This is a genomic window from Rhodococcus sp. YL-1, from assembly GCF_001942025.1.
GTDB classification, from domain to species: domain Bacteria; phylum Actinomycetota; class Actinomycetes; order Mycobacteriales; family Mycobacteriaceae; genus Rhodococcus_F; species Rhodococcus_F qingshengii.
This window is the reverse complement of record NZ_CP017299.1, coordinates 279453-302638: the sequence shown is the minus strand read 5'-3', so window position 1 is coordinate 302638 and position 23186 is coordinate 279453. Positions and strand designations below refer to the sequence as shown.

Sequence of the window (23186 nt, the reverse complement as noted above, 5' to 3'; positions counted from 1 at the left end):
CACCACGAAGTCCGCGGGAAAACCGGCTCCGACGCCAGGCCGGTAGGCTCGACCTCCGTGTCAGCATCCGCAATCGAATCCGAGACGCCGGGCGCACCCGCGCCCGTGTCCGACTCCCAGACGTTCCGTCGTGCGTTCAAAGACCTTCGCGACGGTCTGAATCAGCGTGAGTTGTGGCTCAGCCTCGGCTGGCAGGACATCAAACAGCGCTACCGCCGGTCGGTGATCGGTCCGTTCTGGATCACGATCGCCACCGGCGTTCAGGCCGCCGCGATGGGTCTTCTGTACTCCGCGTTGCTGAACATTCCGCTCAAGGAGTTCCTGCCGTACGTCACGGTCGGGCTGATCGTGTGGAACCTGATCAGTGCAAGCATTCTCGAAGGTTCCGAGGTCTTCATCGCCAACGAGGGCCTGATCAAGCAGTTGCCGTCGGCGTTGAGTGTGCACGTATATCGCCTGGTTTGGCGTCAGGTGCTGTTCTTCGCGCACAACTTCGCGATCTACATAGTTCTTCTGTTCGCGTTCAGTATCTGGCAGAACATGAGCTGGACGGCGCTCGCGGCAATACCGGCATTCGTGCTGATCGTCGCGAACACGCTGTGGGTCTCGATCGTCTTCGGTATCTTCTCCACCCGGTACCGCGACATCGCCCCCATCCTCGGCAGCCTCACCCTGCTGCTGTTCGTGCTGACGCCGATCATGTGGACGACGCAGGCTCTCAAGGATCAAAGTCCAGAAGCCGCAGGGCGCGTGCGACTCGCCGAGCTCAACCCGCTGTACCACTACCTCGAGATCATCCGAGCACCACTCATCGGGGCCGACCAGCAGGCATACCACTGGTACATCGTCATCGCCTTCACCGTCGTCGGCTGGGCCGTCGCGATTCTGGCACTCCGCAAGTACCGGGCACGCGTGCCCTACTGGGTCTAGAGGAAACACATGAGTCAGCCAGTCAGCATCCACACGCAGAACGCGTGCGTCGACTTCCCGATCTTCGACGCGAAATCCCGCTCGCTCAAGAAGGCCTTCCTCGGCAAGGCCGGAGGATCCATCGGCCGCAACGACTCCGATGTCGTCGTCGTCGAAGCGCTCCGCGACATCACGATGACGCTCAAGGAAGGCGACCGCATCGGGCTCGTCGGCCACAACGGCGCCGGCAAATCCACCCTGCTGCGCCTGCTCTCCGGAATCTACGAACCGACCCGGGGATCCGCCAGCATTCGCGGACGCGTCGCACCCGTCTTCGACCTCGGTGTCGGCATGGACCCGGAAATCTCCGGGTACGAGAACATCATCATCCGCGGCCTGTTCCTTGGTCAGACCCGCAAGCAGATGCTCGCGAAGATGGACGAGATCGCCGAATTCACCGAACTCGGTGAATACCTCTCCATGCCACTGCGTACCTACTCCACCGGTATGCGCGTTCGCGTTGCCATGGGCGTCGTGACCAGTATCGATCCCGAGATCTTGCTTCTCGACGAGGGCATCGGTGCCGTCGACGCGGAATTCATGAAGAAGGCCCGCATCCGGCTGCAGAAGCTGGTGGAACGCTCCGGCATCCTGGTATTCGCCAGCCACTCCAACGAATTCCTCGCTCAGCTGTGCAACAGTGCGATGTGGATCGACCACGGCCAGATCCGCATGCAAGGCGACATCGAAGACGTCGTACGCGCCTACGAAGGTGACGACGCCGCCGAACATGTGCGCCACGTGATCAAAGAAATGGAACGGGAGAACACCCCGTGAGCGCACCCGAGAAAATCATCGGGGTCGTCGTCACTCACAAGCGTCGTGAACTGCTGGCCGAATCCTTGAAGGTTCTCAGCACCCAGTCGCGTCCGCTCGATCATCTGGTTGTCGTCGACAATGCCGACGAAGCCGATGTGAAAGAGCTCGTCGACAACGCTCCACTGCCGACCAGTTACATCGGTTCTCAGCACAACCTCGGCGGTGCCGGAGGATTTGCTCTTGGCATTCTCTACGCGCTTTCACTCGGCGCCGACCGCGTCTGGCTCGCCGACGACGACGGCCGCCCGGAGGGGCCTGAGGTCCTGGAAACACTGCTCGACTGTGCAATTCGGAACGACCTGGCCGAGGTCTCCCCCGTCGTCTGCGACATCGACGACCCCGACCGACTCGCTTTCCCACTTCGCCGCGGCACGTCGTGGCGCCGGTTGCGTTCCGAGCTCGGCGACGAGGATCTCCTGCCCGGTATCGCGTCCCTCTTCAACGGCGCACTGTTCACCGCCGACGCGATCGATGCCGTCGGAGTTCCGGATCTACGCCTGTTCGTCCGCGGCGACGAGGTCGAGGTACACCGTCGCCTCGTGCGCTCCGGCCTGAAGTTCGGTACCTGCCTGCAAACTGCCTACGTCCACCCCAACGGCGCGGACGAGTTCAAGCCGATCCTCGGCGGACGCATGCACACGCAGTACCCCGACAACGACGCGAAGCGCTACTTCACGTACCGCAACCGTGGATACATCCTCTCCCAACCGGGAATGCGGAAACTGCTTCCGCAGGAATGGGTTCGGTTCGGCTGGTACTTCCTGATCACCCGCCGCGATCCGGCCGGACTGCGCGAGTGGATGCGACTGCGCAAGCTCGGCCGGGAAGAGAAGTTCGCACGCCCGAGTTGAGTCAGTCGGCCTGAGTTGAATCAGTTAGCCGATCTCTTTTAAATCAGTTGCACAGTCGCGACCGCGGCTGAGACGATTCTGATCCGACGCATGGTGCGTCCTGAGATTTTCGAGGAGTGAGTATTGATGACTGTCGTGTTCCGCAGTTTCAGCGCCGTCAAAATTCACACTTCTTCGCACTCGAGGACACACTCACCATGTCGGAAAACAGCACGCCCCTGACCGAATACGGTTGGAACGCAACACTCTCGAACACATTCACTGACCTGGCCCCACCGGACTCCGCACCCGGGCGCATTCTTCGCGTCGACCGCGGCCGATGCGACGTGGCCGTCGCCGAAGGCACAGTTCGCGCACTCAGCGGCAGCGATCCACTCTGTACGGGTGACTGGGTCGCCGTGGCCGAGTTACGGGACTCACGCGAACCCGAGATGCACACGGTCACTTCGATACTCCCTCGATCAAGCAGCATCGTTCGATCCTCGGCATCCGGAAAATCGGAAGGCCAGATTCTGGCGGCCAATGTCGACACCGTCGTCATCGCCACGGCTTCGGACGGCGACGTCGATCTCGGGCGCATCGAGCGACTACTCGCACTCGCCTGGGAAAGTGGTGCAACCCCTGTCGTCGCACTCACCAAATCGGATGCAGCTCACTATATCTCCGACACTCTCGCCGAGGTCACTGCCATTGCGCCCGGCGCAACAGTGCTGGCCGTCAGTGCCGAGACCAACGAAGGAATGGATGTACTCGATGCAGTTCTGGACGGCACCGTGGCGATACTCGGTCCATCAGGCGCCGGTAAGTCGACGCTCGCGAACGCCCTCCTCGCGGACACCACAGACGCCGATCGACTCGAGACCGGTCGCGTTCGGACCGGTGACGGAAAGGGACGCCACACCACCGTCACCAGAGAGTTGATCTCATTCTCCGGCGGCCGGACACTGATCGACACACCCGGCCTGCGAGGGGTCGGCATGTGGAACGCGGCGGAGGGGATCGAGAAGACGTTCCCCGAGATCGAGGAGCTGATTGCAGAGTGCCGGTTCTCCGATTGCGCACACAACTCCGAGCCGGGATGCGCAGTCCTGAGCGCACTCGGGCGTGGCGATATCGATGAGCGGAGGCTCGCGAGCTACCGGAAACTACAGCGAGAGAATGCATGGAACGCCGCGCGAAGCGATGCTCGTCTGCAGGCAGAGAGGACGCGGGAGATCAAGGTGATCTCCCGACAACTCAAGAGTCACTACCGCGGTCGGGACCGGTAGCGAACAAAGCCTGGCAGCATGGGGGTGATCCCGACGAGAGGTTGCCATGTTCGAGCAGTTCCGTTCCAGCGCCAGAACCAAGCTTCAGCGTGCGGTATCCGAGGTGGTCGAGGCCGCCGACCGGCGCAACGCAGATCGCACGCAACAGATCCTCGACGCGCTGGCACTCTCACGTGACGAACTGGCCGAGGCCCGCGGTGACATCGCGGGCCTCCGGTCCAGGATCGACGAGCTGGAATTTCGCCAGCGTCGGGATCTGGCCTACGCCGTGGATCTGGAAGCGACAGCGTCGACTGCCGAGTTCATCCTCGAACACCTTCGCGTCGCGGAGACATTCGGCCACCCGCACGACACGCTGCGCCACGCATTGGGCTTGATCGAAATACCCGGCATGGCACTCGAATTCGGCGTCGCCAGCGGAACCACACTCAGGATCGTCGCGGAGGCTTTCACCGAACGCGAGGGGACCGTCGCAGGTTTCGACGTGTTCTCCGGCCTTCCGGAGACCTGGCGCACCGGGTTCCCGGTCGGCGAGTTCGCTCAGGAATCCATCCCCGAAGTGCCTGGAGCGCAACTTGTTCCGGGCCTCTTCGAGGACACCTTGCCCTCGTTCCTGAACGACGAATCCGGCCCCGTTGCGTTCCTGCACCTCGACGCCGACCTTTACTCGTCCACCAAGACCGTGCTCGATCTGCTCGGCGACCGACTGGTACCCGGGTCGATCGTCGTCTTCGACGAGTTCTTCAACTATCCCGGGTGGCAGCTGCACGAGTACCGGGCGTGGACGGAGTTCGTCACACGCACCGGCATCTCGTTCGAATATCTCGGGTACACCGTCGACAACGAGCAGGTCATCGCCAAGATAGTGCGTTGAGGCTCACTTTTCGTACAGACGGGCCCAGTTCTCGCGGCTGGTGAGCTGCGGGAACTCACGAGCGAATGCTTCAGCCACACTTGGCGCTTCGGCGAGGAACCGCTTCATGACGCCGGCGAGGCGACCGCTCATCTCGGCGGCCTTCTCGCTGTCGAAGCGGCGTTCACGCACGCCTCCCTGCGAAGCATCGGTGACGAAGACGTGATCGAAACGTCCGACGTGCCACCACTGCGCATCTTCGTACGAGATCGCCACCGGACCCCGCTCCAGATGATTGCGCGCCTGCATCACAGCGCGTTTCGCCAAAACGAGGTCTGTCCACAAACCGGGTTTCGGGCTGGGCGCAACGCGACGGATCGGCAGCCTCCCCGGCAACTCCGACGCCGGGCGAGTTACCGTCTCGGGGAAGCGCTTACGTTCCTGGTTGATCGCGGCAAGCGCCTCCTGCCCACCGTCCGCCAAACCTTCCGGCCCCTCGAGGAATCCCTCGATCGCCCGGAGTTGCGTGTGTGCAAGGCCGTACTGCAACCCGACGATCGAATGCGAAATGTCGCGAGAGAGTTGCTTCGCGAGCGTTTTGGGCGCGAACCCCGGGTCGAGCGAAGCGGTGATGAGTCCGTTGCGCGTACTGAAGTAGTGCGCGAAACCGTCGACGTCCTTCCAATAGAAGTCCGCATGCCACACAGCAGCCGACGGCAACGTGATGGTGGGAATCCCGGCCCGCCCGGCCCGCAAGCTGTACTCGACGTCGTCCCACTGGAAGAAGACCGGCAGTGGCAAGCCGATCCGCTCGATGGCTTCAGCAGGAATCAGGCAAGACCACCAGCCGTTGTATTCGGCGTCCACGCGACGTTCCGGCAGTTTCTCGAGCACACTCCGGTTACGAACACCGTGCTCATCGGTCGGTACACCACGCTGAAGCGTGCCCAGATCCACGCGTTCACCCGAAGCCAGCAGGTAGTCGGGGTTGAACAGGAAGAGCATCTGGGCACCGATCAACGCCGGCTCCGTCGTCATGTTCGCGAACGCACTCAGTCGAAGAACCGATTCGGGTTCGCACAGAATGTCGTCGTCCATCAAGATCACGTCGGCGTGCGGCCCGGCCGCCGAAGCCTCGTACAGGCCCCGGGTGAATCCGCCGGCACCACCCAGATTCGCCTGCCGCAGATATTGCAACCGCGAACCGAACTTCTTCGACACTTCCTGGAACAGCTCACGGCTCTCTACCGGATCCGTTCCCTGATCGACGACGTACAGAGCGTCGAGCAACGCGAGTACACGCTCGTCGGACGCGAGGGCCTCGACCGTGCGCGCACAGTCGTCCGCACGATTGAACGTGCAGATCGCCACGGCTACCGGGCGAATCGACTCCGGCGAGACGACGGTCCATTCCACATCGTCGACCACTGCGCCGCCACCCTGCGCTTCGAACTGCAGCCACAGTGCCCCGCCGTCGACGAAAGTATCGAGCGGGGCGGTCATGGACACTCGCTCGTCGCCGGTCACGACGACGTTCGTCACGATACGACGGTGGCCACCGATGTCCGAGGCCTGGATCTGGATGCGGCAAGCGGTATCGGCCACGACATGTGCAGTGACGGTGACCTCGGTGACATTGGTCCAGCGCTGCCAGTAGCTGGCCGGAAAACGACCGAAGAAGGTATTGGTGTGCGCGACCGCGCCCGGCTGAAGCCGCAACTCGAACCGCGATCGCGTCGACATACCGACCTTGGTCACCGCATACAGTTCGTCACTGGCGACGGGCGAAGTTCCGGTGAACAACGTCCGCTGCGCCAGCAGTCGATCCGACGTCGCGCTGCGTTCGATCAACTCGACTCCGGAATCGGACTGGTCATCGGTCGTGTTCACGGTATCCACGCCCCGCAGGGTATCGCGAATCCGCACCTCGGCGCCCCGGGCACCGAGTCACACCAGGTCTACCCGTGATTACTCACTGCAGCGGCGGAGCGCAGCTCGGTCTTTCGCCGACGAAGCGACAACAGACCCTTCGCCATCTGGACCACGTCCTTGGGCGAGATACGGCTCGCGTGCGCCAGATGATCGTCGCTGAGTCGGATCGGGACCTCGACCGGGCGCACCCCAGCCAATTCGAGCGCGTAGTCCAATTCGGTGGTGAAAAGGAAGCCACGCTCGGTCAACGAGGGTGCGATTCGACGTAGCAAGACACCGTCGACGATGAAAGTTCCCTGGGGATCGCCCGTGCGGGTACCCAGCACCACCCGTCGCAGCGTCGCGAATCCACCCGTCATCACCGAACGCAGCAAGCCACGTTCCACCTCTGAGTCCGAATGAGCCTTTGAACCGATGACGACCGGCGGGACGGACCCTAGATCCGCCATCACGCGGTCGGCGCCTTCGATGTCACCGAAACCGAACGGAAGGTCGTCCGCGGTGAGCAACACGCGTCGTCCACGCGAAGCAAGCGTCCCGGCGCGAAGCGCTGCGCCCATCCCTTTGTCGCTGCTCATCGGCAGGAAGGTCACTCCAGGCCAAGACCAGGAAGCTGCCAGAGCAGCACACACGTCGGCAGTGTTGTCCGTCGAACCGTTCTCCACGACGATGATCTCGACCTGACCGGCGCTCTCGGCCGGGCGGCTGGTGAAGTACTCGGCGAATTGACGCACCGTCGACTCCAGCACCTCGCCTGAGTTGTATGCGGGGATGATCACCGAGAGTTCCGGCGTAGCTGGTTCCCCACGAACGGGTTCCGTTCGCGATGTCGCCACGTCCCGATCTCCTTACTTCCCCGACTGCAGTTCGAACTCGTCGGAATACTACGCTCCGAGAAACAAGGCGCAGCCCAGGCTCCGAGAAAAAGAGCACGACCCAGGCTCCGAACAACAGCCATCGACTCGAAGACGAAAGCACATCGTGAAATCTGACTTACCGCTCGCACAACGCGTGGTGCCGCCAATTCTTCTCGCCGCTCTGGTGTCGATCGTCGCCGCCATCCCACTGATCTCCAATCGGTGGTTCTACTACTGGGACGACAGCGCAGCAGCTTTCACGCCTGGTTGGCACACGATCGGCCAGCGAATCCTGTCCGGGTCATGGCCGAAGCTCATTCCCGAATTGTGGGCCGGCGGCAATGTCACAGCCGAAGCCCTTTACGGGACATACAATCCCGTGATCCTTCTGGATTCGGTTGCCATTGCACTCATTCCGAACCTGGGAATCGGAATCACCCTGGTCAAGATGCAATTCATGGCGATTCTCGCGGTAGGCGTTTATCTGGTGGCCCGCCAGTACGGCGCCAATCGGTCGATGGCTTTCATCGCCGGATTTGCCATGCCGTTCGCCGGATACACGCTCTATTTCGACGCCTCCAGTTGGGCGTCCGGGCTGATCGCCTTCGCCTGGATCCCCCACGTCTGGTGGTCTACCCGCGCCAGCGCCCTCGGCCGAGTGAACCCCCTGGTACCGATCGTTTTCGGCTATCTTGCGATGACCACCGGAAACCCGTACGGCGCTGTCGGTGTCGCGGTCGTCTACCTCGCTGTCATAGCGGAATGCATCGCAATCAAACGCGCAGGCAGCATCAAATCACTGATGATCAGCGCGGCAGCGATCATCATGATGTCGCTGATCGTGTATCTACCGTTGCTCTTCACCACCGGCGTGTCGGTGCGTACTCAGTCCGGAATCGCGAACGACGGTTCGCTTCGACCCGATCTCGGTGACCTGCTCAACCTCTCCGGCCCGTCGAACCAACCGTACGTCACCGCTTTCGCTTCGCCTGCCATGACGATTCCACTGGTGTACCTGGCCTGGTTCCTCATACCGCTCGCACCGTGGATTCAGTGGAAGTCACTGAAGAAGTTGGGCCGCCACAGCGTCTCGCTGTTCGTATTCGGCGGAATCTACGTCGTACTACTTCTCGGACCGTCGAATCTCTGGCTGTTCCGTTGGCCAGCGCGACTGCTCGAGTACGGTCAACTGCCCGCCATCGTGGTCACGGCGGTCGCCCTCTCTGCCGGACTGCATCGTGATCGAATCCGGACAAGATCAATCATCACCGCGGGATTGTTGGCACTTCAGTTCTATCTTGCCTGGTCGAATGTCCCGGAAGACATCGGTATTCACTCGGCATCACTGATAATCACCGTGGTTCTCACCGTCTTCGCGTTGGTCGTGGCCTACCGAAAGCCCCGCTACCTCGCCGGTGCACTCGCTGTCGGCATCGTCGTCGTGCTCAGTGCTCAGACCAATTTCTGGTTCACCGGAAACTACAACGTGACACCGTGGAAGTTCCCCAGGCAGGTGGCATTCCTGGAGTCCAAGTTCGAGGACCGTTACCAGGGAACCACTTTCGCGATTGCCGACCCCGTCAACATCCCGCCGGACAACGAAACCGGGCAGTGGGGTGACCTCCTGTTCGGCAACGCCTGGCAGCCTGCCGGAGTCAATGCCGTCAACAGCTACGCCGGAATCAGCTACAACGATTTCGTTCAAGCACTGTGCTTGAACTACTACGGCGGCGTCCAGTGTCCGGACGGCGTCGACCGACTGCTCGCTGAATCGCCGGGAACGGGTGTGTCCTGGCTCGACGCGATGCGAGTCGACACGGTCGTCGTTCAGAATTCCGGACCGTACGGCGGAAAACGCGCCCTCGACGCCCTACCCGAGGGCGAGTGGACCGTATCGCCGGATCGGGTGGTCACGGTCGGCCATCGCACCACCGAGCATCAGTGGCCCGACGGTCGCGTATCCGCAGCGACGCCTGGTCTCGACGTACGTGGCGATGCCGCCGCTACGGACACCAGGGAAACCGTCGAGTACACCGGGTCCGGCACGGTTACATTCGCCCTACTGGCCTGGCCGGGCTGGACGGCGACTGTCGATGGTCAGACGGTCGAGACGAAGGCGAGCCCCGGCGGGTTGTTGCAGGTCGATCTACCGCCGAGTGCCACGTCCGGATCCGCCCTCACCATCGAATTCAGTCCACCCGGAAGCACTTTCGGCTGGACTGTCGCCGGCGTCGGATTACTCCTGGCACTGTCTCAAGGTGCCTGGGCCTTCCGACGCCGACGCAGCGGTCAGGACGACAACGCTGCAGCCAACGCAGATTCCGTCACCTCGTGAACCGCGCGGTGAGCGGGCAGAATCGACGCTCGCTCACCGTCCGCGTCACCGGTGCCCTGCACCAATCCGAGGAAATGCGTCAGCTGCGCGGCAAGCGGTTCCTCGCTGTAGCGGATCGTCGGAATTTCGATGACCGTCTGCTGCTGGTAGCCGTCCCGATCGGTGGGCATGTTGTCGTCGATGTGCCGGTAGATCGTGATGTCGCGACGCAGGAGATCGATCTCGATGAGTCGATCGGCCTCGAGCAACGACAGCTGGCGAATCTTGCGCTGACTGATCCGGCTCGCGGAAATCGTTGCAACAGCACCTGATCCGAAGCGCAATACGGCGTCGGCGCAATCTTCCGACCGGTTCTGCACGGACGTCGGGTGGAAGTAGCCGAACTCCCCTTTTGCCAAACTGGGTTCCGAGCCGGCAAATCCGATGGCAAGGTCGATATCGTGAATCAGCAGGTCCGTCGCGACACCCGTCGGAATGCGGGAAACGAACGGCGAGTGACGGATACCGTTCACCTGCCACACATCGCCGGAGAACTCGCGGGCGGTGCGGACAGCGGGATTGAACCGTTCGAGCAGTCCACACATCAGGGGAACACCGGACGCGCGTGAACGATCGACCAGGTCGACGCTCTGCTCGTACGTCGCAGCCAACGGCTTCTCCACCAGGACAGGCTTCCCCAGATCGAGAACCCGCCCGGCCAACTCGTAGTGCGCCGGCGTAGCAGCGGCGATCACGACGGCGTCGATACCGTCGAGCGAGTCGAAATCGGCGGCCCAACGCGTATCGAACCGCGCAGCAACAGCTTTGCCCTGCTCCTCGCGCGGCTCGATCAGCAGATCCAACTCGCACAGCGGCGACTGCGCGATGACCCGCGCATGCAGCGAGCCCATCTGACCGGATCCGACAAGAGCGATACGTGGATTGCTAGCAGTCATTTTTCAGGCCTCCATGGCGCCGCGTACCGCGGCAACGATCTGATCGACGTCGCCGGCGGACAACGCAGCGTGGACGGGGATGCTCAGGCACCGCGACGCAACCGAAGTGGCCACCGGCGTCTCGTCGATGACGACGCGCGGATGTTCGCGGTAGCACTCGTAGTCGTAGACGGCCTTCGGGTAGTAGATGCCGCTACCGATGTCCTTCGCGGCCAGACGCTCACTCAACTGGTCGCGAGTGATCGGTGCGTCTTCGGCCAGCAGCAAGGTGAACTGATGCCAGACATGTCCACGACCGGACAGTTCGCTCGGCAGGATCAGTCCTTCGACATCCTTCAGGCCGACACGCAACGCCTCCGCATTCCGGCGGCGCGCCTCGACCTGCTGCATGTACGTCGCCATCTGGGGCAGAGCCAAGCTCGCCTGGAGGTCAGTCATCCGGTAGTTCTGGCCGACCATCTCGTACTGGTAGCGCGCCCGCATGCCCTGGTTGCGCAGGACCCGAAGTCGATCGGCGATCGCGTCGTCGTCGGTCGTGATCATTCCGCCCTCGGCGGTCGTGAGGTTCTTCGTTGCATAGAACGAGAAGCAACCCACACCGAAACTGCCGGCGCCTCGCCCGTCGTACGTCGCTCCGTGGGCCTGAGCGGCGTCCTCGACGACAGTCAGACCGTTTTTCGATGCCAGCGGCATCAATGCGCCCATGTCCGCCGACTGTCCGTACAGATGAACCGGCATCAGAACCTTCGTGCGGTCACCGATTCGATCGGCAGCGACTGCCGGGTCGATGTTGAAATCGGACTCGGAGATATCGGCAAACCTCGCGGTCGCGCCTGCCTCGAGAATTGCATTGAGGGTGGCCACGAATGTGAACGGCGTGGTCAGAACCTCGTCACCTGGCTGAAGATCCTGGACCTGAAGAGCCGCGATCAATGCGGTCGTGCCGTTGTTCACCGCCACCGCGTGTCGCGTTCCGACCAGCGCCGCGAACTCGTCCTCGAGCCGCTTCACCTTGGGTCCCTGCGCGACGATTCCCGATCGCAGAGTGTCCAGCACCTCGCGCTCGACTTCTTCCCCGAACGAGATACTGGATATCGCGATCACTGAGTTACCTCCGATAGATTCATCCGACCGTCGTCGGAACGAAATACCCCGACAACCCAGGAAGCGTATCGAAACACGATTCGATACTTCGAGAGGATTCCGGAACCTGCATGTCTGAACGAGCCGACTGCCACATCCATCCGACCGCCGTGATCGGCGCCGACGTACTGATCGGGGCGGGAGTCACGATCGGACCGAACGCGGTACTCACGGGCCCACTCGAGATCGGCGACGACTGCTGGATCGGCTCGGGAGCGGTCTTGGGAGCTCCCCCCGAGATCCTCGGCGCGTTACATCCGACGTCCTGGTCCGTCAGCGCCGGTCTGGGAATTCGAATCGGTGCTCGAACGACGATTCGCGAATTGAGCACAGTCCATCAGGGAAGCGAACGCCGCACCGAAATCGGCGAAGACTGCTTCGTGATGAACAGAGTGGGAATCGAGCACGACGTGCAGATCGGTGACCGCTGCGTCGTGTCCTCCGGTACGACGCTTGCCGGGCACGTCAGCGTCGGAGACGGCGTCAACCTGGGCATGCACACTGTCGCGCACCAACGACGCGTCGTCGGATCCGGATCCATGATCGGCATGGGAACCGTCGTGGTCAAGGACGTCCCGCCCTTCTCCAAGGCCTTCGGCAACCCGGTGTCGTTGCACGGTGTCAACCGGGTCGGAATGAGTCGGTCGGGAATCGCGGAGGAGGACATCGCCGCGATCGAAGCCGTGTACGCCGCGGGAAGCTTCGGCACGTCACCGGCCATTCCGGACTCGCTGTCGGAGGCCTTCACCTGGTGGCGGGAACGCGCCGACAAACCGCTCGTGGTTTAGCGAGACAAATCCTGGTTGGTATCGTCTGCGAAATGACGAACGGGCGGGATGCAGGCGCGTGAGTACCTCTCCCGAATCTGAACAACCGGTCGAAGACGTCGAACCGGCCGCAGAGCCGAACGCTCTACGCGGCCTTCTCGTCAACGGATTCAAGGTCCTCGTCACCCTCGCGATCGTCGTCGCGATCATCTTCGCGGTGAAGTCCCAATGGTCCGAGGTCAAGAACACGATCACCGAGCTGAACTGGTGGACGCTTGCCGCCTCGTCGGTGTTCATCTTCCTCGGTATGGGTGCCGCAGTGCGGGCCTGGCAACACGCACTCGGCGCCCTCGAACAACCGATTCCGGCCTTCGACGCCGCTCGCGCTTATCTGGTCGGCCAACTCGGCAAGTACCTTCCCGGCAGTGTCTGGGCCTTCGTTCTGCAAACGGAACTCGTGAGGCGCGCCGGTGTGTCCCGTGCCGCAGGCTTTGTCGCAGTGCTGGTCACGGTGGGGTTGAGCACAACTTCGGCGCTGGTCGTCGGCCTCTTCGGTCTACCTGCCCTGTTCGAGGTCAGCACGGCGGCAGCGGTCGGCGTGATCATCCTCGTACCGATCGCATTGGTCTGCGCCTACCCGCCGGTGCTCACACGCCTGGTGAACCTCGCGCTGAAACTGCTCCGCCGCACGCCGCTGCACAAGCCGCTCACGATGCACAAGATTGCGCTCGCGTTGGGCTGGTGCGCAGCAAGCTGGGTGCTCTACGGCATCCAGTTGTGGCTGCTCGCGTCCAGTTCGGCCGGCTTCGAAATCCGTGGGCTCGTCCAGTGCATCGGCGCTCTCGCCCTCGGTATGTGCGCGGGGGTCCTCGTCTTTGTCGTCCCGTCCGGAATCGGTGTCCGCGAAGCCGTCATCGTCGCAGCGCTTTCACCGTTCATGGATGCCGGCGTCGCGCTCGGCCTCGCACTGGCGTCGAGGCTGCTGTTCACCCTCTGTGAGGTCTTTGCCGGCGTCGTGGCTGCACTGTCGGGATCACGAGGCCTGCGCAATGCACTCGTGCACGAGCGCTCGCGGGTGCCGGACCCCACCAAAGCCTGACGTTCGGTCAGACCACTTTCTCGGACGCGGAATACTGCGTCTCGACGCCGGCCTTCTGCGGACGCCACCACTGCTCGTTGTCGCGATACCACTCGACGGTGGCTTCCAGTCCGCTTCGAAAATCGCGGTACTGCGGCTTCCACCCGAGCTCCTGCTGCAGTCGCGTCGAATCGATCGCATACCGCAGATCGTGACCAGGGCGGTCGGTGACGAAGTCGAAATCGTCCGGCTTGCGTCCGAAAATTTCGAGCAGAGCCGCAATCACCGTCCGGTTGTCGGTTTCACCGTCGGCGCCGATCAGATAAGTCTCGCCGAACTTTCCGCGGTCCAGAATGTCCCAGACGGCGCGGTTGTGGTCCTCGACGTGAATCCAGTCGCGGACGTTGCGGCCTTCCCCGTACAACCGTGGACGCACTCCGTCGAGCAGATTGGTGATCTGGCGTGGGATGAACTTCTCCACATGCTGGTACGGGCCGTAATTGTTGGAGCAGTTCGAGATGGTCGCCGCGATCCCGAACGAGCGCACCCAGGCGCGCACGAACAGATCACTCGACGCCTTGGACGCGGAGTACGGGCTCGACGGGTTGTACGGTGTCGTCTCCGTGAACTTCGCCGGATCATCCAGTTCGAGGTCGCCGTACACCTCGTCGGTCGAAATGTGGTGATAACGGACCCCGTGCGAACGCACAGCCTGCAGGAGCGAGAAGGTTCCCATGACGTTGGTGCGCAAAAACGGTTCGGGGTCGGCGAGGGAATTGTCGTTGTGGCTTTCGGCCGCGAAGTGCACGACTGCGTCGGAGCGCGAGACAAGATCGTCGACCAGCGGCTCGTCGGCCACGTCGCCGTGGACAAACGTGATCCGGTCCTCGACGGACGCCAGGGACTGGCGATTTCCGGCGTAGGTCAGAGCGTCGAGAACCGTGACTTCCACGTCGGGACGCGTCGCCACCGTCTGATGAACGAAATTGGCACCGATGAAGCCGGCACCCCCGGTGACCAGTAGTCGCACGTCATCTCCTCAGGCTCATCGGACGAACCCCACTTTAGCGGCCGGGCGTGTCATGTCCGTTTGCGTCGGCAGGCAGGAGTGCAGGACACTGCACGCATGCGCGGAATCATTCTGGCCGGTGGCACCGGGTCGCGGTTGCACCCGATCACCCTCGGAGTGAGCAAGCAACTCTTGCCTGTCTACGACAAGCCGATGATCTACTACCCGCTCTCCACTCTCATGCTCGCCGACATTCGCGACATCTTGATCATCACGACCCCACACGACGCCGAACAATTCCGCCGGGTTCTCGGCGACGGCTCACAATTCGGCGTCAACCTCACCTATGCAGTGCAACACGAACCGAACGGCCTCGCAACGGCATTCACCCTCGGCGCAGAGCACATCGGATCCGACTCCGTGGCGCTCGTCCTCGGCGACAACATCTTCTACGGCCCCGGCCTCGGAACCCAACTCAGGCGTTTCTCCGACATCGACGGCGGAGCCGTATTCGCTTACTGGGTCTCGAATCCGACCGCCTACGGCGTCGTCGAATTCGACGACTCGGGTCGCGCCGTGTCCATCGAGGAAAAGCCGACGTCGCCGAAATCCAATTACGCAGTCCCCGGCCTCTATTTCTACGACAGCGACGTCGTGGACATCGCACGCACTCTGAAGCCCTCTGCGCGTGGCGAATACGAAATCAGCGACATCAATCAGCACTATCTCGAAGCTGGCAAACTTTCTGTCGATGTCCTCCCCCGCGGAACCGCGTGGCTCGACACCGGCACACCCGATTCCCTGCTCGAGGCAGCGAACTACGTGCGGACCATCGAACACCGCCAAGGCCTCAAGATCGGTTCCCCTGAAGAGGTTGCGTGGCGTCAAGGATTCATCAGCTCCGACCAATTACGCACTCAGGCAGAAGCATTGGGCAAATCCGGGTACGGCAACTACCTACTCGAGCTGCTCGAGCACGGCAAGGAATGGTGACGTGGAAATCCGTCCACTGAAGATCGCCGGAGCTTGGGAAATTACACCGAAGCAGTTCGGCGACAACCGCGGTGTCTTTCTCGAATGGTTCAAAAGCTCCGCCTTCACCGCCGCGACGGGCCGCACTCTCGACCTCGCGCAGGCCAACTGCTCGGTTTCCGAAGCCGGTAGCCTCCGCGGGATCCACTTCACCGACAATCCGCCCGGACAGGCGAAGTACATCACCTGCGTGAAAGGTGCCTTCCTGGACGTTGTCGTAGACCTGCGCGTCGGATCACCGACCTTCGGCGAGTGGGATGCAGTGGTGATCGACGACGTCGATCGACGAGCGGTGTTCCTGGAGGAAGGCCTCGGCCACGCGATCCTTTCACTCGAAGACGGATCGACAGTGATGTACCTGTGCAGCATCGAATACTCGCCCAACCTGGACCGCGACCTCGATCCCTTCGATCCGGAACTCGAGATCGAATGGCCGAGAACAGACCGTAAGGGCAACCCTCTGACCTACGAGCTCTCCGCAAAGGACGCTGCCGCGCCGTCCCTGGCGACGCTCCGCGCGGACGGCATGTTGCCCGGTTTTGTGGCCGAAGATTCGCCGAATCGGTAATCTTCACCTTTCACGACTCGATGGCATGACACCGGCGGGACGGACGGCTGGATGACCAAACGTGCGAGCAGACGCGGCCTGTGGACGGCCGTCGTTCTCGCAGCCGGCCTCGGTGGTCTCGCGCTGGTCGCACCGCCCCTGACTCCGGGAACGATCGAGTCCGCACCGGTCACCGTCATCACGACCACCCCACCCGCGCCGGTTGTTCCGCTCACCCCGGAGGAGCTCTCGGCCCGGGTGGTCCCCACCATCGTCACCATCACGGCGCCGGCCGGATTCACCACCACTGCTGGGACCGGGATCGTGCTCTCCCCTGACGGAGTGGTGCTCACGAATCACCACGTCATCAGCGGAGCCTCGGACGTCACTGCCGTCAGCATGTCCAACGGGCTGATCTACGACGCCGAGATCCTCGGGTACGACAGCGTCAGCGATCTTGCCGTCCTTCGACTCGCGGGCGCTGACGATCTGCCGGTGGCTGTGGTCGGCAAATCAGCAGAAGCCGCTCGCGGGGACTCCGTCACCGCAATCGGAAATGCGGAAGGCGGCGGAGTACCCGTCCCTGCTCCCGGCGTCATCACCAACCTCGGTGTCACCGTCAACACCCGCAACGTGTCCGACGGATCGCGAAACCAGTTGAAGGGCCTCATCGAGGTGGACGCGGACATCCGGCCTGGCGATTCCGGTGGCCCCCTGGTCAACGCCGTTGGCGAGCTGATCGGCGTCAGCAGCGCGGGCAACGCCGTCACCGACCGCACCGAAACCTCACCGGCGCCTCAGTCCTACGCGATACCGATCGACACCGCACTACCGATCGTCGAGCAGGTACTCGGTGGCCGCTCCTCCGAGACCGTGCGTGTGGGACCGACACCCGTACTCGGTGTCGCGGTGAAGGATCACGCGGACATGCCGGCCGGCGCCGAAGTTGTTGCCGTGAGCTTCGATTCGCCGGCCGAGCGGGTGGGGCTGACCAAAGGTGCGGTCATCACCGAGTTCGGTGGCAGCCGGATCGCGTCGTCCGCTGATCTCAACGCGGCGATGAGCTCGCGCCGCCCCGGCGACACCGTCGCGGTGACGTGGGTGGACGCAACCGGGCAACCCGGGACCGGTTCGCTGGTCCTCGACGAGGGGCCACCTCGCTAGTCGTACAGGGCGCCAGCCGTGAAAGCATCGTGGCATGACCACGGTTCTCCTGCTCACCTGTGACGGCGCCGCCCGCGAGGCGGATGTCGAAAGCAAACTCGTCATGGATGCTCTCACCTCCTACGGCATCGCGTCGACGATGGCGCCGTGGTCGAGCCCGTCCCTCCTCGATATCGACGCCGACCTGGTTCTGATCCGGTCGACCTGGGACTACACCCAGCGCCTCGACGAATTTCTTGCCGTTCTCGATCAGCTGACCGCTCCGATCGCCAATCCACTCTCGATCGTGAAGTGGAACGCACACAAGGGATACCTCACCGAACTTGCCGCGGCCGGCGTACCTATCGTCCCCACCGCTGTGATCGCTGCCGGACAGAGCGAAACACTCACCCTCCCTTCGTTCGAGGGTGCCGACGTCATCGTCAAGCCGGCAGTGTCCGCCGGCGCTGTCGGAGTGGGAAAGTTTGCCTCGGGGTCCGCGCAGGCCCACGCTCACCTCAGCTCGATCCTCGAGAGTGGCAACGACGCGTTGGTCCAGCCATTCGTCTCGGACGTCGTCGACGGTGAGCGCTCGATCATCCACATCGGCGGACGCTACTCGCACGCTGTCCGGAAGATCCCGGCCGCCAACGACTTCCGCGTGCAGGAATTTCACGGCGGAACCAACCACCTCCACGAACCGTCCGCCGCCGAACTCGCGGTGGCCGACGCAGCACTGGCCGCGACCCCATGCGGCCCTGGCGAATTGCTTTATGCGCGTGTGGACGTCGTGGGTCCGGTGGATCAGCCACTGCTCATGGAAGTGGAACTGATCGAGCCCGAACTCTTTCTGCCATTCGCCCCTGGATCTGCCGACGCCCTCGCACGGGCAGTTGTCGCGTCACTGCGCACGTGACGCCTGGGGCGGGACCGCATCCAGCCTGGTGCGAATGAACCTGGCAACGTCACGTAGCGCTGCCCGACTCTCCGGCAAGCCAGGCCAGACGGCGGGAAACGCGTGAACCTGGCCGTTCCAGATCTGCAGCGAGCACGGCACCCCCGCGGCGGCGAGCCGTTGCGCCATCACCTCCGAATCGACTCTGAGCACCTCGGATTCGGCGGCGATCAGCAACGACGGCGGCAGCGCGGCCAGATCGCCGTCGACGGGTGAGTTCGTCTGTCCGCCAAGCTTTCCGATCGCCATCAATGCCGACACCGGGGCGATCACGTCGCGTCGAGCGTTGGCGTGGACCGATTTGGTGGTGCAATCGAGATCGAGGAGAGGTGAGAGCCCGACAAGACCGGCCGGAACCTCGAGCCCCGCGGAAACAGCTGCAAGTGCCGTCGCGAAGACCAGAAAGCCTCCGGCCGAATCGCCAACGAAGACAACCTTTTCCGGCAAGGCTCCCTGTTCGAGGAGCCGCCGGTATGCATCGAGACAGTCGTCGATCGACCCGCTGATGCTCGTGCTCGGCAACTGTCGATATGCGATGTGCAGGACCGGAAGGCCGGTTCGCTTGGCGATGCTTGCAACGATCGGCCGATGCGTGTTGAGCCCGCAGCACATGAACCCGCCGCCGTGCAGGTAGAGAACAACACCGTCGCGCAGATCAGCCGTCGAGCCTGCCGTCCGCACGAGTTCACCGTCGAAACCTGGAAAGCGAATCGCTTCCCGATCGATCCCGGACGGAATGCGTACACCCGCGGCCGAGTCCAGCACTGCGGCGCGGCGCATGGCGCCAGGCGTCAGCGGCGCGATCCCGACCACGGGCCGAAGCATCCATCGGCACGCGTTGTAGAGGACCTGCGATTCGATACTCGGCCTGCCGTATCGAGTTCCGGTCCTTCGACTGACTGTCGGCAACAGAGACATCTGTCCAGATTAGAAGCGATCAGGCACCGAAGAGGTCGACTTCGTCGAGATCGTCGACGATCGTGACCTTTCTTTTCCGCCCGCCGATGACCTTGCCCAGACCGCGCAGTCCACCGGACTGAGCTTTCGGGGCGGGTTCGATGCGCTGCGGCGCAACTCTCGTCCGCGCTGCGCGCTGAACAGGCTTGGGGGCGGGGGCTGCTGCAGGTGCCGCGGGTTCGGGAACCTCGGCTGGAACCACCGCTTCCGGCTCCACGAAGCCCTGAGCAACCGGGGCCTCGGGCGCGACCTCAGCGGCTTCCTCGACCTCCGCCACCTGCTCCACCTGCACCGGTCCGTCGATCACCGGGATGTCCGACGCCCAGCGGACCCGATACTCCAGACCGCGCGACGCCAGCTCACGCGCGAGATCGCCGTGCCAGACCCCGTCTTCGCCGTCGCCGTATGCCCGTGCGTCGGAGCTCACCCAGATGACGTCGACGCCCGGGTTGCGGTCGGCGAGATCGAGCACGGTCAGCCAGTTCAGCGTCGCCGGATATCCGTCTCGTTTCTTCTTGTCGGTATAGGGCCGACGCAGCGAGATCGCCCTCTCGGCCACCTCGAGATGCGAAACGTCGACTGGATCGACCACTTCGACGCCGATCGCCACGAGGTCTTCGATCACGTCGTCGACGTAGCCGTCGGCCTTGTCGTGAGCCGCGTCGACGAACCTCGTAAGGTCGCGCCGCAACCCCAGTCGGTCGTACATGCGCGCCTGGACGCTCAGGGCCGCGATCATCTCCGCCGATTCCTCGCGGTAGCGACTCGCAACCTCGAGGACGACCAATCGCGGCACGACGACGCGGTGTCCGAGTGCGCGAGCGTCGGCGATGGCAGTGTCGAACCGTGCGCCCCTGGTCAGGGCCGAAGAATCGAGAACGATGATCATGGGCTCGATTCTCTCTCGAGAAACCGGACGAATGCGCTAATCCACCCCGAACCGTTACTTGATCTTGAAGATCACTGCCCGCTGAACGATGAAGTTGATGACCGTCGCGGTGCCCTGCGCGATGACGAAGGCCAGCGGTGTCCGCCACCAATGCTCGTCGAAGACATGGACCATCAGTTCGTTGAGTCCGACCTGAACCGCAAAAGTGACCGCGTACAGCGCGACTACAGCGATGAAGCGGGCGCGAGAAGGCTCGGCCTTGAACGTCCACCGACGATTGATGAGGTACGCCGTCGTGGTGCCCGCAACGAAGCTCAGCGATTTTGCGGCGACGCGCGGCAACCCCAACGCAAGGAGCAGCACATACAGCCCGTAGTCCACGACCGCCGACAGCCCACCCGTCGCGACGAACCGGACGATCTGCGTTTTCAGGTCCAACGCGTCGTCGGCGATGTCCGTCGTGACAGGAATCTCGACGGGCAGCGGGACGTGGGGTTCGTGCTGGTGACTTGCAGGTGTTTCGGGCACGACGACGAGAGTAACCACTCGAGTCGGAGCCGTCGGCACTACTCCCAGGTAACCTCTACCTTGATGTCCACGACAGCAGAAGAGACGCCGCAGCCGGCTCTCCACACCCAAGCCCGCACCCTCACCGGTTGGGGACGCACCGCCGCCACCACTGCACAGGTGCTGTCCACCCCCGACGTGGAAGTGATCGCCAACGCGGTCGCCCAGGTTGCGGAACAGAACGATTCCAAGCCCTCGCATCTGCGACGCGGCGTCATCGCGCGCGGCCTCGGCCGCTCGTACGGTGACCCAGCGCAGAACGCCGGCGGCCTGGTCATCGACATGAATGCCCTCAGCCGCATTCACCGCATCGATCGCGACACCGCTCTGGTGGACGTCGACGCCGGCGTGAATCTGGATCAGCTGATGAAGGCTGCTCTGCCGTTCGGCCTGTGGGTTCCGGTCCTGCCGGGTACTCGTCAGGTCACGATCGGCGGCGCCATCGGCTCGGATATCCACGGCAAGAACCACCACAGCGCGGGCAGCTTCGGCAACCACGTCGTGTCGTTGGATCTGCTGACGGCCGACGGCAAGGTTCGCACGCTCACCCCCAAGGGCGGGCGCAACGACCCGAAGGCCGCACTGTTCTGGGCCACGATCGGCGGCATGGGCCTGACGGGCATCATCTTGCGGGCAACCATCAAGATGACACCGACCGAGACGGCGTACTTCATCGCCGACGGCGACGTCACCAACAGCCTCGACGAGACCATCGCGCTGCACAGCGACGGCAGCGAGGCCAACTACGAGTATTCGAGCGCCTGGTTCGACGCGATTTCCGCGCCCCCGAAGCTCGGTCGTGCGGCAGTCTCGCGCGGATCTCTGGCGAAGCTCGACCAGCTTCCGGCCAAGCTGCAGAAGAACCCGCTCGCCTTCGACGCACCGCAGTTGCTGACGTTCCCCGACGTCTTCCCCAACGGGCTGGCCAACAAGTTCAACTTCACCGCGATCGGTGAGGTCTGGTTCCGCAAGTCCGGCAAGTATCGCGGCAAGGTCCAGAATCTGACGCAGTTCTACCACCCGCTCGACATGTTCGGTGAGTGGAACCGGGCGTACGGATCCAACGGATTCCTGCAGTACCAGTTCGTGGTTCCGCCGGAGGCCGTCGACGAGTTCAAGAAGATCATCGTCGACATCCAGCGCAGCGGGCACTACTCGTTCCTCAACGTGTTCAAGCTCTTCGGCGAAGGCAATCAGGCGCCGCTGAGCTTCCCGATCCCGGGCTGGAACATCTGCGTCGACTTCCGCATCAAGCCGGGCCTGAACGAGTTCGTCACCGAACTCGACAAGCGTGTCCTCGAATTCGGCGGACGCCTGTACACGGCCAAGGACTCGCGGACGTCCGCGGAAACCTTCCACGCCATGTACCCGCGCATCGACGAGTGGATCGCGACGCGCCGCAAGTACGACCCCACAGGCGTTTTCGCCTCCGATATGTCCAGAAGGCTGGAACTGTGATCAACGCTGTAGGTAACCCGCAAACCGTTTTGCTTCTCGGTGGAACCTCCGAGATCGGCCTCGCCATCTGTGAGGAATACCTGAAGAAGGCGCCGCTCCGCGTCGTTCTGGCGGCACTCCCTGGCGATCCGGGACGCGAAGCTGCGGTCAAGCAGCTCGAAGCGAAGGGTGCCACCTCGGTGGAGCTCATCGACTTCGACGCCGTTGATTTCGAATCGCACCCGAAGGTGATCGACCAGGCGTTCTCGAACGGTGACGTCGACGTCGCCATCGTCGCCTTCGCACTGGACGGTGACTCCGAAGAGCTGTGGCAGAACCAGCGCAAGGCCGTTCTGGTGGCAAACGTCAACTACACCGCTTCCGTCTCGGTCGGTGTTCTTCTCGGCGAGAAGATGAAGGCTCAGGGCTTCGGCAAGATCATCGCGATGTCGTCGGTTGCCGGCGAGCGCGTCAAGCGTGCCAACTTCGTCTACGGATCCACCAAGGCGGGCCTCGACGGTTTCTACCTCGGACTCGGCGAGGCTCTCGCGGAATTCGGACCGCAGGTCACCGTCGTTCGCCCCGGCATGGTGCGCACGCAGTTCAGTGCCCACGTCAAGGAAGCTCCGCTGACGGTCAACAAGGACATCGTCGCGAAGCTCGCTGTTGCCGCCTCGGACAAGGGCAAGGAAATCGTCTGGACTCCCGGCCCGTGGCGCTTCGTCATGATGGGTCTTCGCCACGTGCCGCGCCCGATCTTCCGGAAGTTGCCGGTTTAAGCTCCTCCCGTGCCAGAAACAACAACTGCTCCGAGTACAGACCTTTCGACCCCGTCGCCGTGGC

General features: G+C 63.0%; 22 protein-coding genes. 14 read left to right on the top strand and 8 right to left on the bottom strand.

Annotation, left to right across the window (positions count from 1 at the left end; genetic code table 11):
- Positions 1 to 57: 57 nt before the first annotated feature.
- The 5 genes from wzm (at position 58) to BH682_RS01365 (ending at position 4781) form a co-directional block, all read left to right on the top strand.
- Positions 58 to 930, top strand: a complete 873-nt coding sequence (gene wzm, locus BH682_RS01385) for a galactan export ABC transporter permease subunit Wzm/RfbD (protein ID WP_020968137.1) — start codon at positions 58 to 60, stop codon at positions 928 to 930.
- A gap of 9 nt (positions 931 to 939) precedes the next feature.
- Positions 940 to 1746 (top strand): galactan export ABC transporter ATP-binding subunit Wzt/RfbE, encoded by an 807-nt coding sequence (gene wzt / locus BH682_RS01380; RefSeq protein WP_007731776.1) that lies wholly within the window; start codon positions 940 to 942, stop codon positions 1744 to 1746.
- Positions 1743 to 2639, top strand: a complete 897-nt coding sequence (gene glfT1, locus BH682_RS01375; RefSeq protein WP_058038036.1) for a galactofuranosyltransferase GlfT1 — start codon at positions 1743 to 1745, stop codon at positions 2637 to 2639. Before wzt ends, glfT1 begins: the two co-directional genes overlap by 4 nt.
- A gap of 197 nt (positions 2640 to 2836) precedes the next feature.
- Positions 2837 to 3907 (top strand): ribosome small subunit-dependent GTPase A, encoded by a 1071-nt coding sequence (gene rsgA, locus BH682_RS01370; protein ID WP_050655629.1) that lies wholly within the window; start codon positions 2837 to 2839, stop codon positions 3905 to 3907.
- A gap of 46 nt (positions 3908 to 3953) precedes the next feature.
- Positions 3954 to 4781, top strand: a complete 828-nt coding sequence (locus tag BH682_RS01365) for a TylF/MycF/NovP-related O-methyltransferase (RefSeq protein WP_054827091.1) — start codon at positions 3954 to 3956, stop codon at positions 4779 to 4781.
- Between the two features lie 3 nt (positions 4782 to 4784).
- Here BH682_RS01365 and BH682_RS01360 read toward each other — a convergent pair whose 3' ends face one another.
- The gene (locus BH682_RS01360) at positions 4785 to 6650 is read right to left on the bottom strand and encodes a glycosyltransferase (protein WP_082661403.1); all 1866 of its coding nucleotides are present in this window, start codon (positions 6648 to 6650) and stop codon (positions 4785 to 4787) included.
- A 68-nt stretch (positions 6651 to 6718) separates the two neighbouring features.
- The gene (locus tag BH682_RS01355) at positions 6719 to 7528 is read right to left on the bottom strand and encodes a glycosyltransferase (protein ID WP_054827093.1); all 810 of its coding nucleotides are present in this window, start codon (positions 7526 to 7528) and stop codon (positions 6719 to 6721) included.
- Positions 7529 to 7673: 145 nt separating this feature from the next.
- Here BH682_RS01355 and BH682_RS01350 point away from each other — a divergent pair, with 145 nt between their 5' ends.
- Positions 7674 to 9884, top strand: coding sequence for a hypothetical protein (locus tag BH682_RS01350; RefSeq protein WP_075831826.1), 2211 nt, complete (start codon positions 7674 to 7676; stop codon positions 9882 to 9884).
- On the opposite strand, the gene BH682_RS01345 is transcribed toward BH682_RS01350, so the two are convergent.
- Both BH682_RS01345 and BH682_RS01340 read right to left on the bottom strand, forming a co-directional pair.
- A complete protein-coding gene (locus BH682_RS01345) occupies positions 9839 to 10819 on the bottom strand; it encodes a Gfo/Idh/MocA family protein (RefSeq protein ID WP_075831824.1) in 981 nt (326 codons plus the stop codon). The genes BH682_RS01350 and BH682_RS01345 overlap by 46 nt on opposite strands.
- Positions 10820 to 10822: 3 nt before the next feature.
- Positions 10823 to 11923 (bottom strand): DegT/DnrJ/EryC1/StrS family aminotransferase, encoded by a 1101-nt coding sequence (locus BH682_RS01340; RefSeq protein ID WP_042950324.1) that lies wholly within the window; start codon positions 11921 to 11923, stop codon positions 10823 to 10825.
- A gap of 110 nt (positions 11924 to 12033) precedes the next feature.
- Here BH682_RS01340 and BH682_RS01335 point away from each other — a divergent pair, with 110 nt between their 5' ends.
- Positions 12034 to 12750 carry a DapH/DapD/GlmU-related protein gene (locus tag BH682_RS01335; RefSeq protein ID WP_058038038.1) on the top strand — a complete coding sequence of 239 codons (717 nt, stop codon included), beginning with the start codon at positions 12034 to 12036 and terminating at the stop codon, positions 12748 to 12750.
- Positions 12751 to 12808: 58 nt separating this feature from the next.
- The gene (locus BH682_RS01330; protein WP_058038039.1) at positions 12809 to 13828 is read left to right on the top strand and encodes a lysylphosphatidylglycerol synthase transmembrane domain-containing protein; all 1020 of its coding nucleotides are present in this window, start codon (positions 12809 to 12811) and stop codon (positions 13826 to 13828) included.
- A 7-nt stretch (positions 13829 to 13835) separates the two neighbouring features.
- Here the strand turns inward: BH682_RS01330 and rfbB are convergent, their stop codons facing one another.
- Positions 13836 to 14837, bottom strand: coding sequence for a dTDP-glucose 4,6-dehydratase (rfbB, locus tag BH682_RS01325; protein ID WP_073513410.1), 1002 nt, complete (start codon positions 14835 to 14837; stop codon positions 13836 to 13838).
- Positions 14838 to 14933: 96 nt separating this feature from the next.
- Here rfbB and rfbA point away from each other — a divergent pair, with 96 nt between their 5' ends.
- The 4 genes from rfbA to BH682_RS01305 are packed head-to-tail and all read left to right on the top strand — an operon-like array spanning position 14934 to position 18454.
- Positions 14934 to 15809 carry a glucose-1-phosphate thymidylyltransferase RfbA gene (gene rfbA, locus BH682_RS01320; RefSeq protein WP_003943968.1) on the top strand — a complete coding sequence of 292 codons (876 nt, stop codon included), beginning with the start codon at positions 14934 to 14936 and terminating at the stop codon, positions 15807 to 15809.
- Position 15810: 1 nt separating this feature from the next.
- On the top strand, positions 15811 to 16416 hold the full coding sequence (locus tag BH682_RS01315) for a dTDP-4-dehydrorhamnose 3,5-epimerase family protein (RefSeq protein ID WP_075831822.1): 606 nt from the start codon (positions 15811 to 15813) through the stop codon (positions 16414 to 16416).
- A gap of 51 nt (positions 16417 to 16467) precedes the next feature.
- Complete coding sequence (locus BH682_RS01310; protein WP_003943984.1) at positions 16468 to 17559, top strand: S1C family serine protease; 1092 nt, start codon at positions 16468 to 16470, stop codon at positions 17557 to 17559.
- Positions 17560 to 17593: 34 nt separating this feature from the next.
- Positions 17594 to 18454: an ATP-grasp domain-containing protein gene (locus BH682_RS01305; protein WP_075831820.1), complete on the top strand. Its 861-nt coding sequence runs from the start codon at positions 17594 to 17596 to the stop codon at positions 18452 to 18454.
- Here BH682_RS01305 and BH682_RS01300 read toward each other — a convergent pair.
- The 3 genes from BH682_RS01300 to BH682_RS01290 are packed head-to-tail and all read right to left on the bottom strand — an operon-like array spanning position 18440 to position 20867.
- The gene (locus tag BH682_RS01300) at positions 18440 to 19411 is read right to left on the bottom strand and encodes an alpha/beta hydrolase (RefSeq protein WP_075831818.1); all 972 of its coding nucleotides are present in this window, start codon (positions 19409 to 19411) and stop codon (positions 18440 to 18442) included. The two genes, BH682_RS01305 and BH682_RS01300, sit on opposite strands and share 15 nt — an antisense overlap.
- 19 nt (positions 19412 to 19430) lie before the next feature.
- Positions 19431 to 20339: a PIN domain-containing protein gene (locus BH682_RS01295; protein WP_042447630.1), complete on the bottom strand. Its 909-nt coding sequence runs from the start codon at positions 20337 to 20339 to the stop codon at positions 19431 to 19433.
- 54 nt (positions 20340 to 20393) lie between these two features.
- A complete protein-coding gene (locus BH682_RS01290) occupies positions 20394 to 20867 on the bottom strand; it encodes a GtrA family protein (protein WP_074447111.1) in 474 nt (157 codons plus the stop codon).
- 63 nt (positions 20868 to 20930) lie between these two features.
- Here BH682_RS01290 and BH682_RS01285 point away from each other — a divergent pair, with 63 nt between their 5' ends.
- Together BH682_RS01285 and BH682_RS01280 are read left to right on the top strand one after the other, a co-directional pair.
- Positions 20931 to 22364, top strand: coding sequence for an FAD-binding oxidoreductase (locus tag BH682_RS01285; RefSeq protein WP_003943934.1), 1434 nt, complete (start codon positions 20931 to 20933; stop codon positions 22362 to 22364).
- Positions 22361 to 23122, top strand: a complete 762-nt coding sequence (locus BH682_RS01280) for a decaprenylphospho-beta-D-erythro-pentofuranosid-2-ulose 2-reductase (RefSeq protein ID WP_007731800.1) — start codon at positions 22361 to 22363, stop codon at positions 23120 to 23122. Before BH682_RS01285 ends, BH682_RS01280 begins: the two co-directional genes overlap by 4 nt.
- Positions 23123 to 23186 lie beyond the last annotated feature (64 nt).

Excerpts from the sequence above, each read along its gene's own strand:
- wzt (WP_007731776.1), top strand. The coding sequence starts at position 940 with ATGAGTCAGCCAGTCAGCATCCACACGCAGAACGCGTGCGTCGACTTC.
- rsgA (WP_050655629.1), top strand. The coding sequence starts at position 2,837 with ATGTCGGAAAACAGCACGCCCCTGACCGAATACGGTTGGAACGCAACA.
- BH682_RS01365 (WP_054827091.1), top strand. The coding sequence starts at position 3,954 with ATGTTCGAGCAGTTCCGTTCCAGCGCCAGAACCAAGCTTCAGCGTGCG.
- BH682_RS01345 (WP_075831824.1), bottom strand. The coding sequence starts at position 10,819 with ATGACTGCTAGCAATCCACGTATCGCTCTTGTCGGATCCGGTCAGATG.
- BH682_RS01335 (WP_058038038.1), top strand. The coding sequence starts at position 12,034 with ATGTCTGAACGAGCCGACTGCCACATCCATCCGACCGCCGTGATCGGC.
- rfbA (WP_003943968.1), top strand. The coding sequence starts at position 14,934 with ATGCGCGGAATCATTCTGGCCGGTGGCACCGGGTCGCGGTTGCACCCG.
- BH682_RS01310 (WP_003943984.1), top strand. The coding sequence starts at position 16,468 with ATGACCAAACGTGCGAGCAGACGCGGCCTGTGGACGGCCGTCGTTCTC.
- BH682_RS01305 (WP_075831820.1), top strand. The coding sequence starts at position 17,594 with ATGACCACGGTTCTCCTGCTCACCTGTGACGGCGCCGCCCGCGAGGCG.
- BH682_RS01300 (WP_075831818.1), bottom strand. The coding sequence starts at position 19,411 with ATGTCTCTGTTGCCGACAGTCAGTCGAAGGACCGGAACTCGATACGGC.
- BH682_RS01295 (WP_042447630.1), bottom strand. The coding sequence starts at position 20,339 with ATGATCATCGTTCTCGATTCTTCGGCCCTGACCAGGGGCGCACGGTTC.
- BH682_RS01285 (WP_003943934.1), top strand. The coding sequence starts at position 20,931 with ATGTCCACGACAGCAGAAGAGACGCCGCAGCCGGCTCTCCACACCCAA.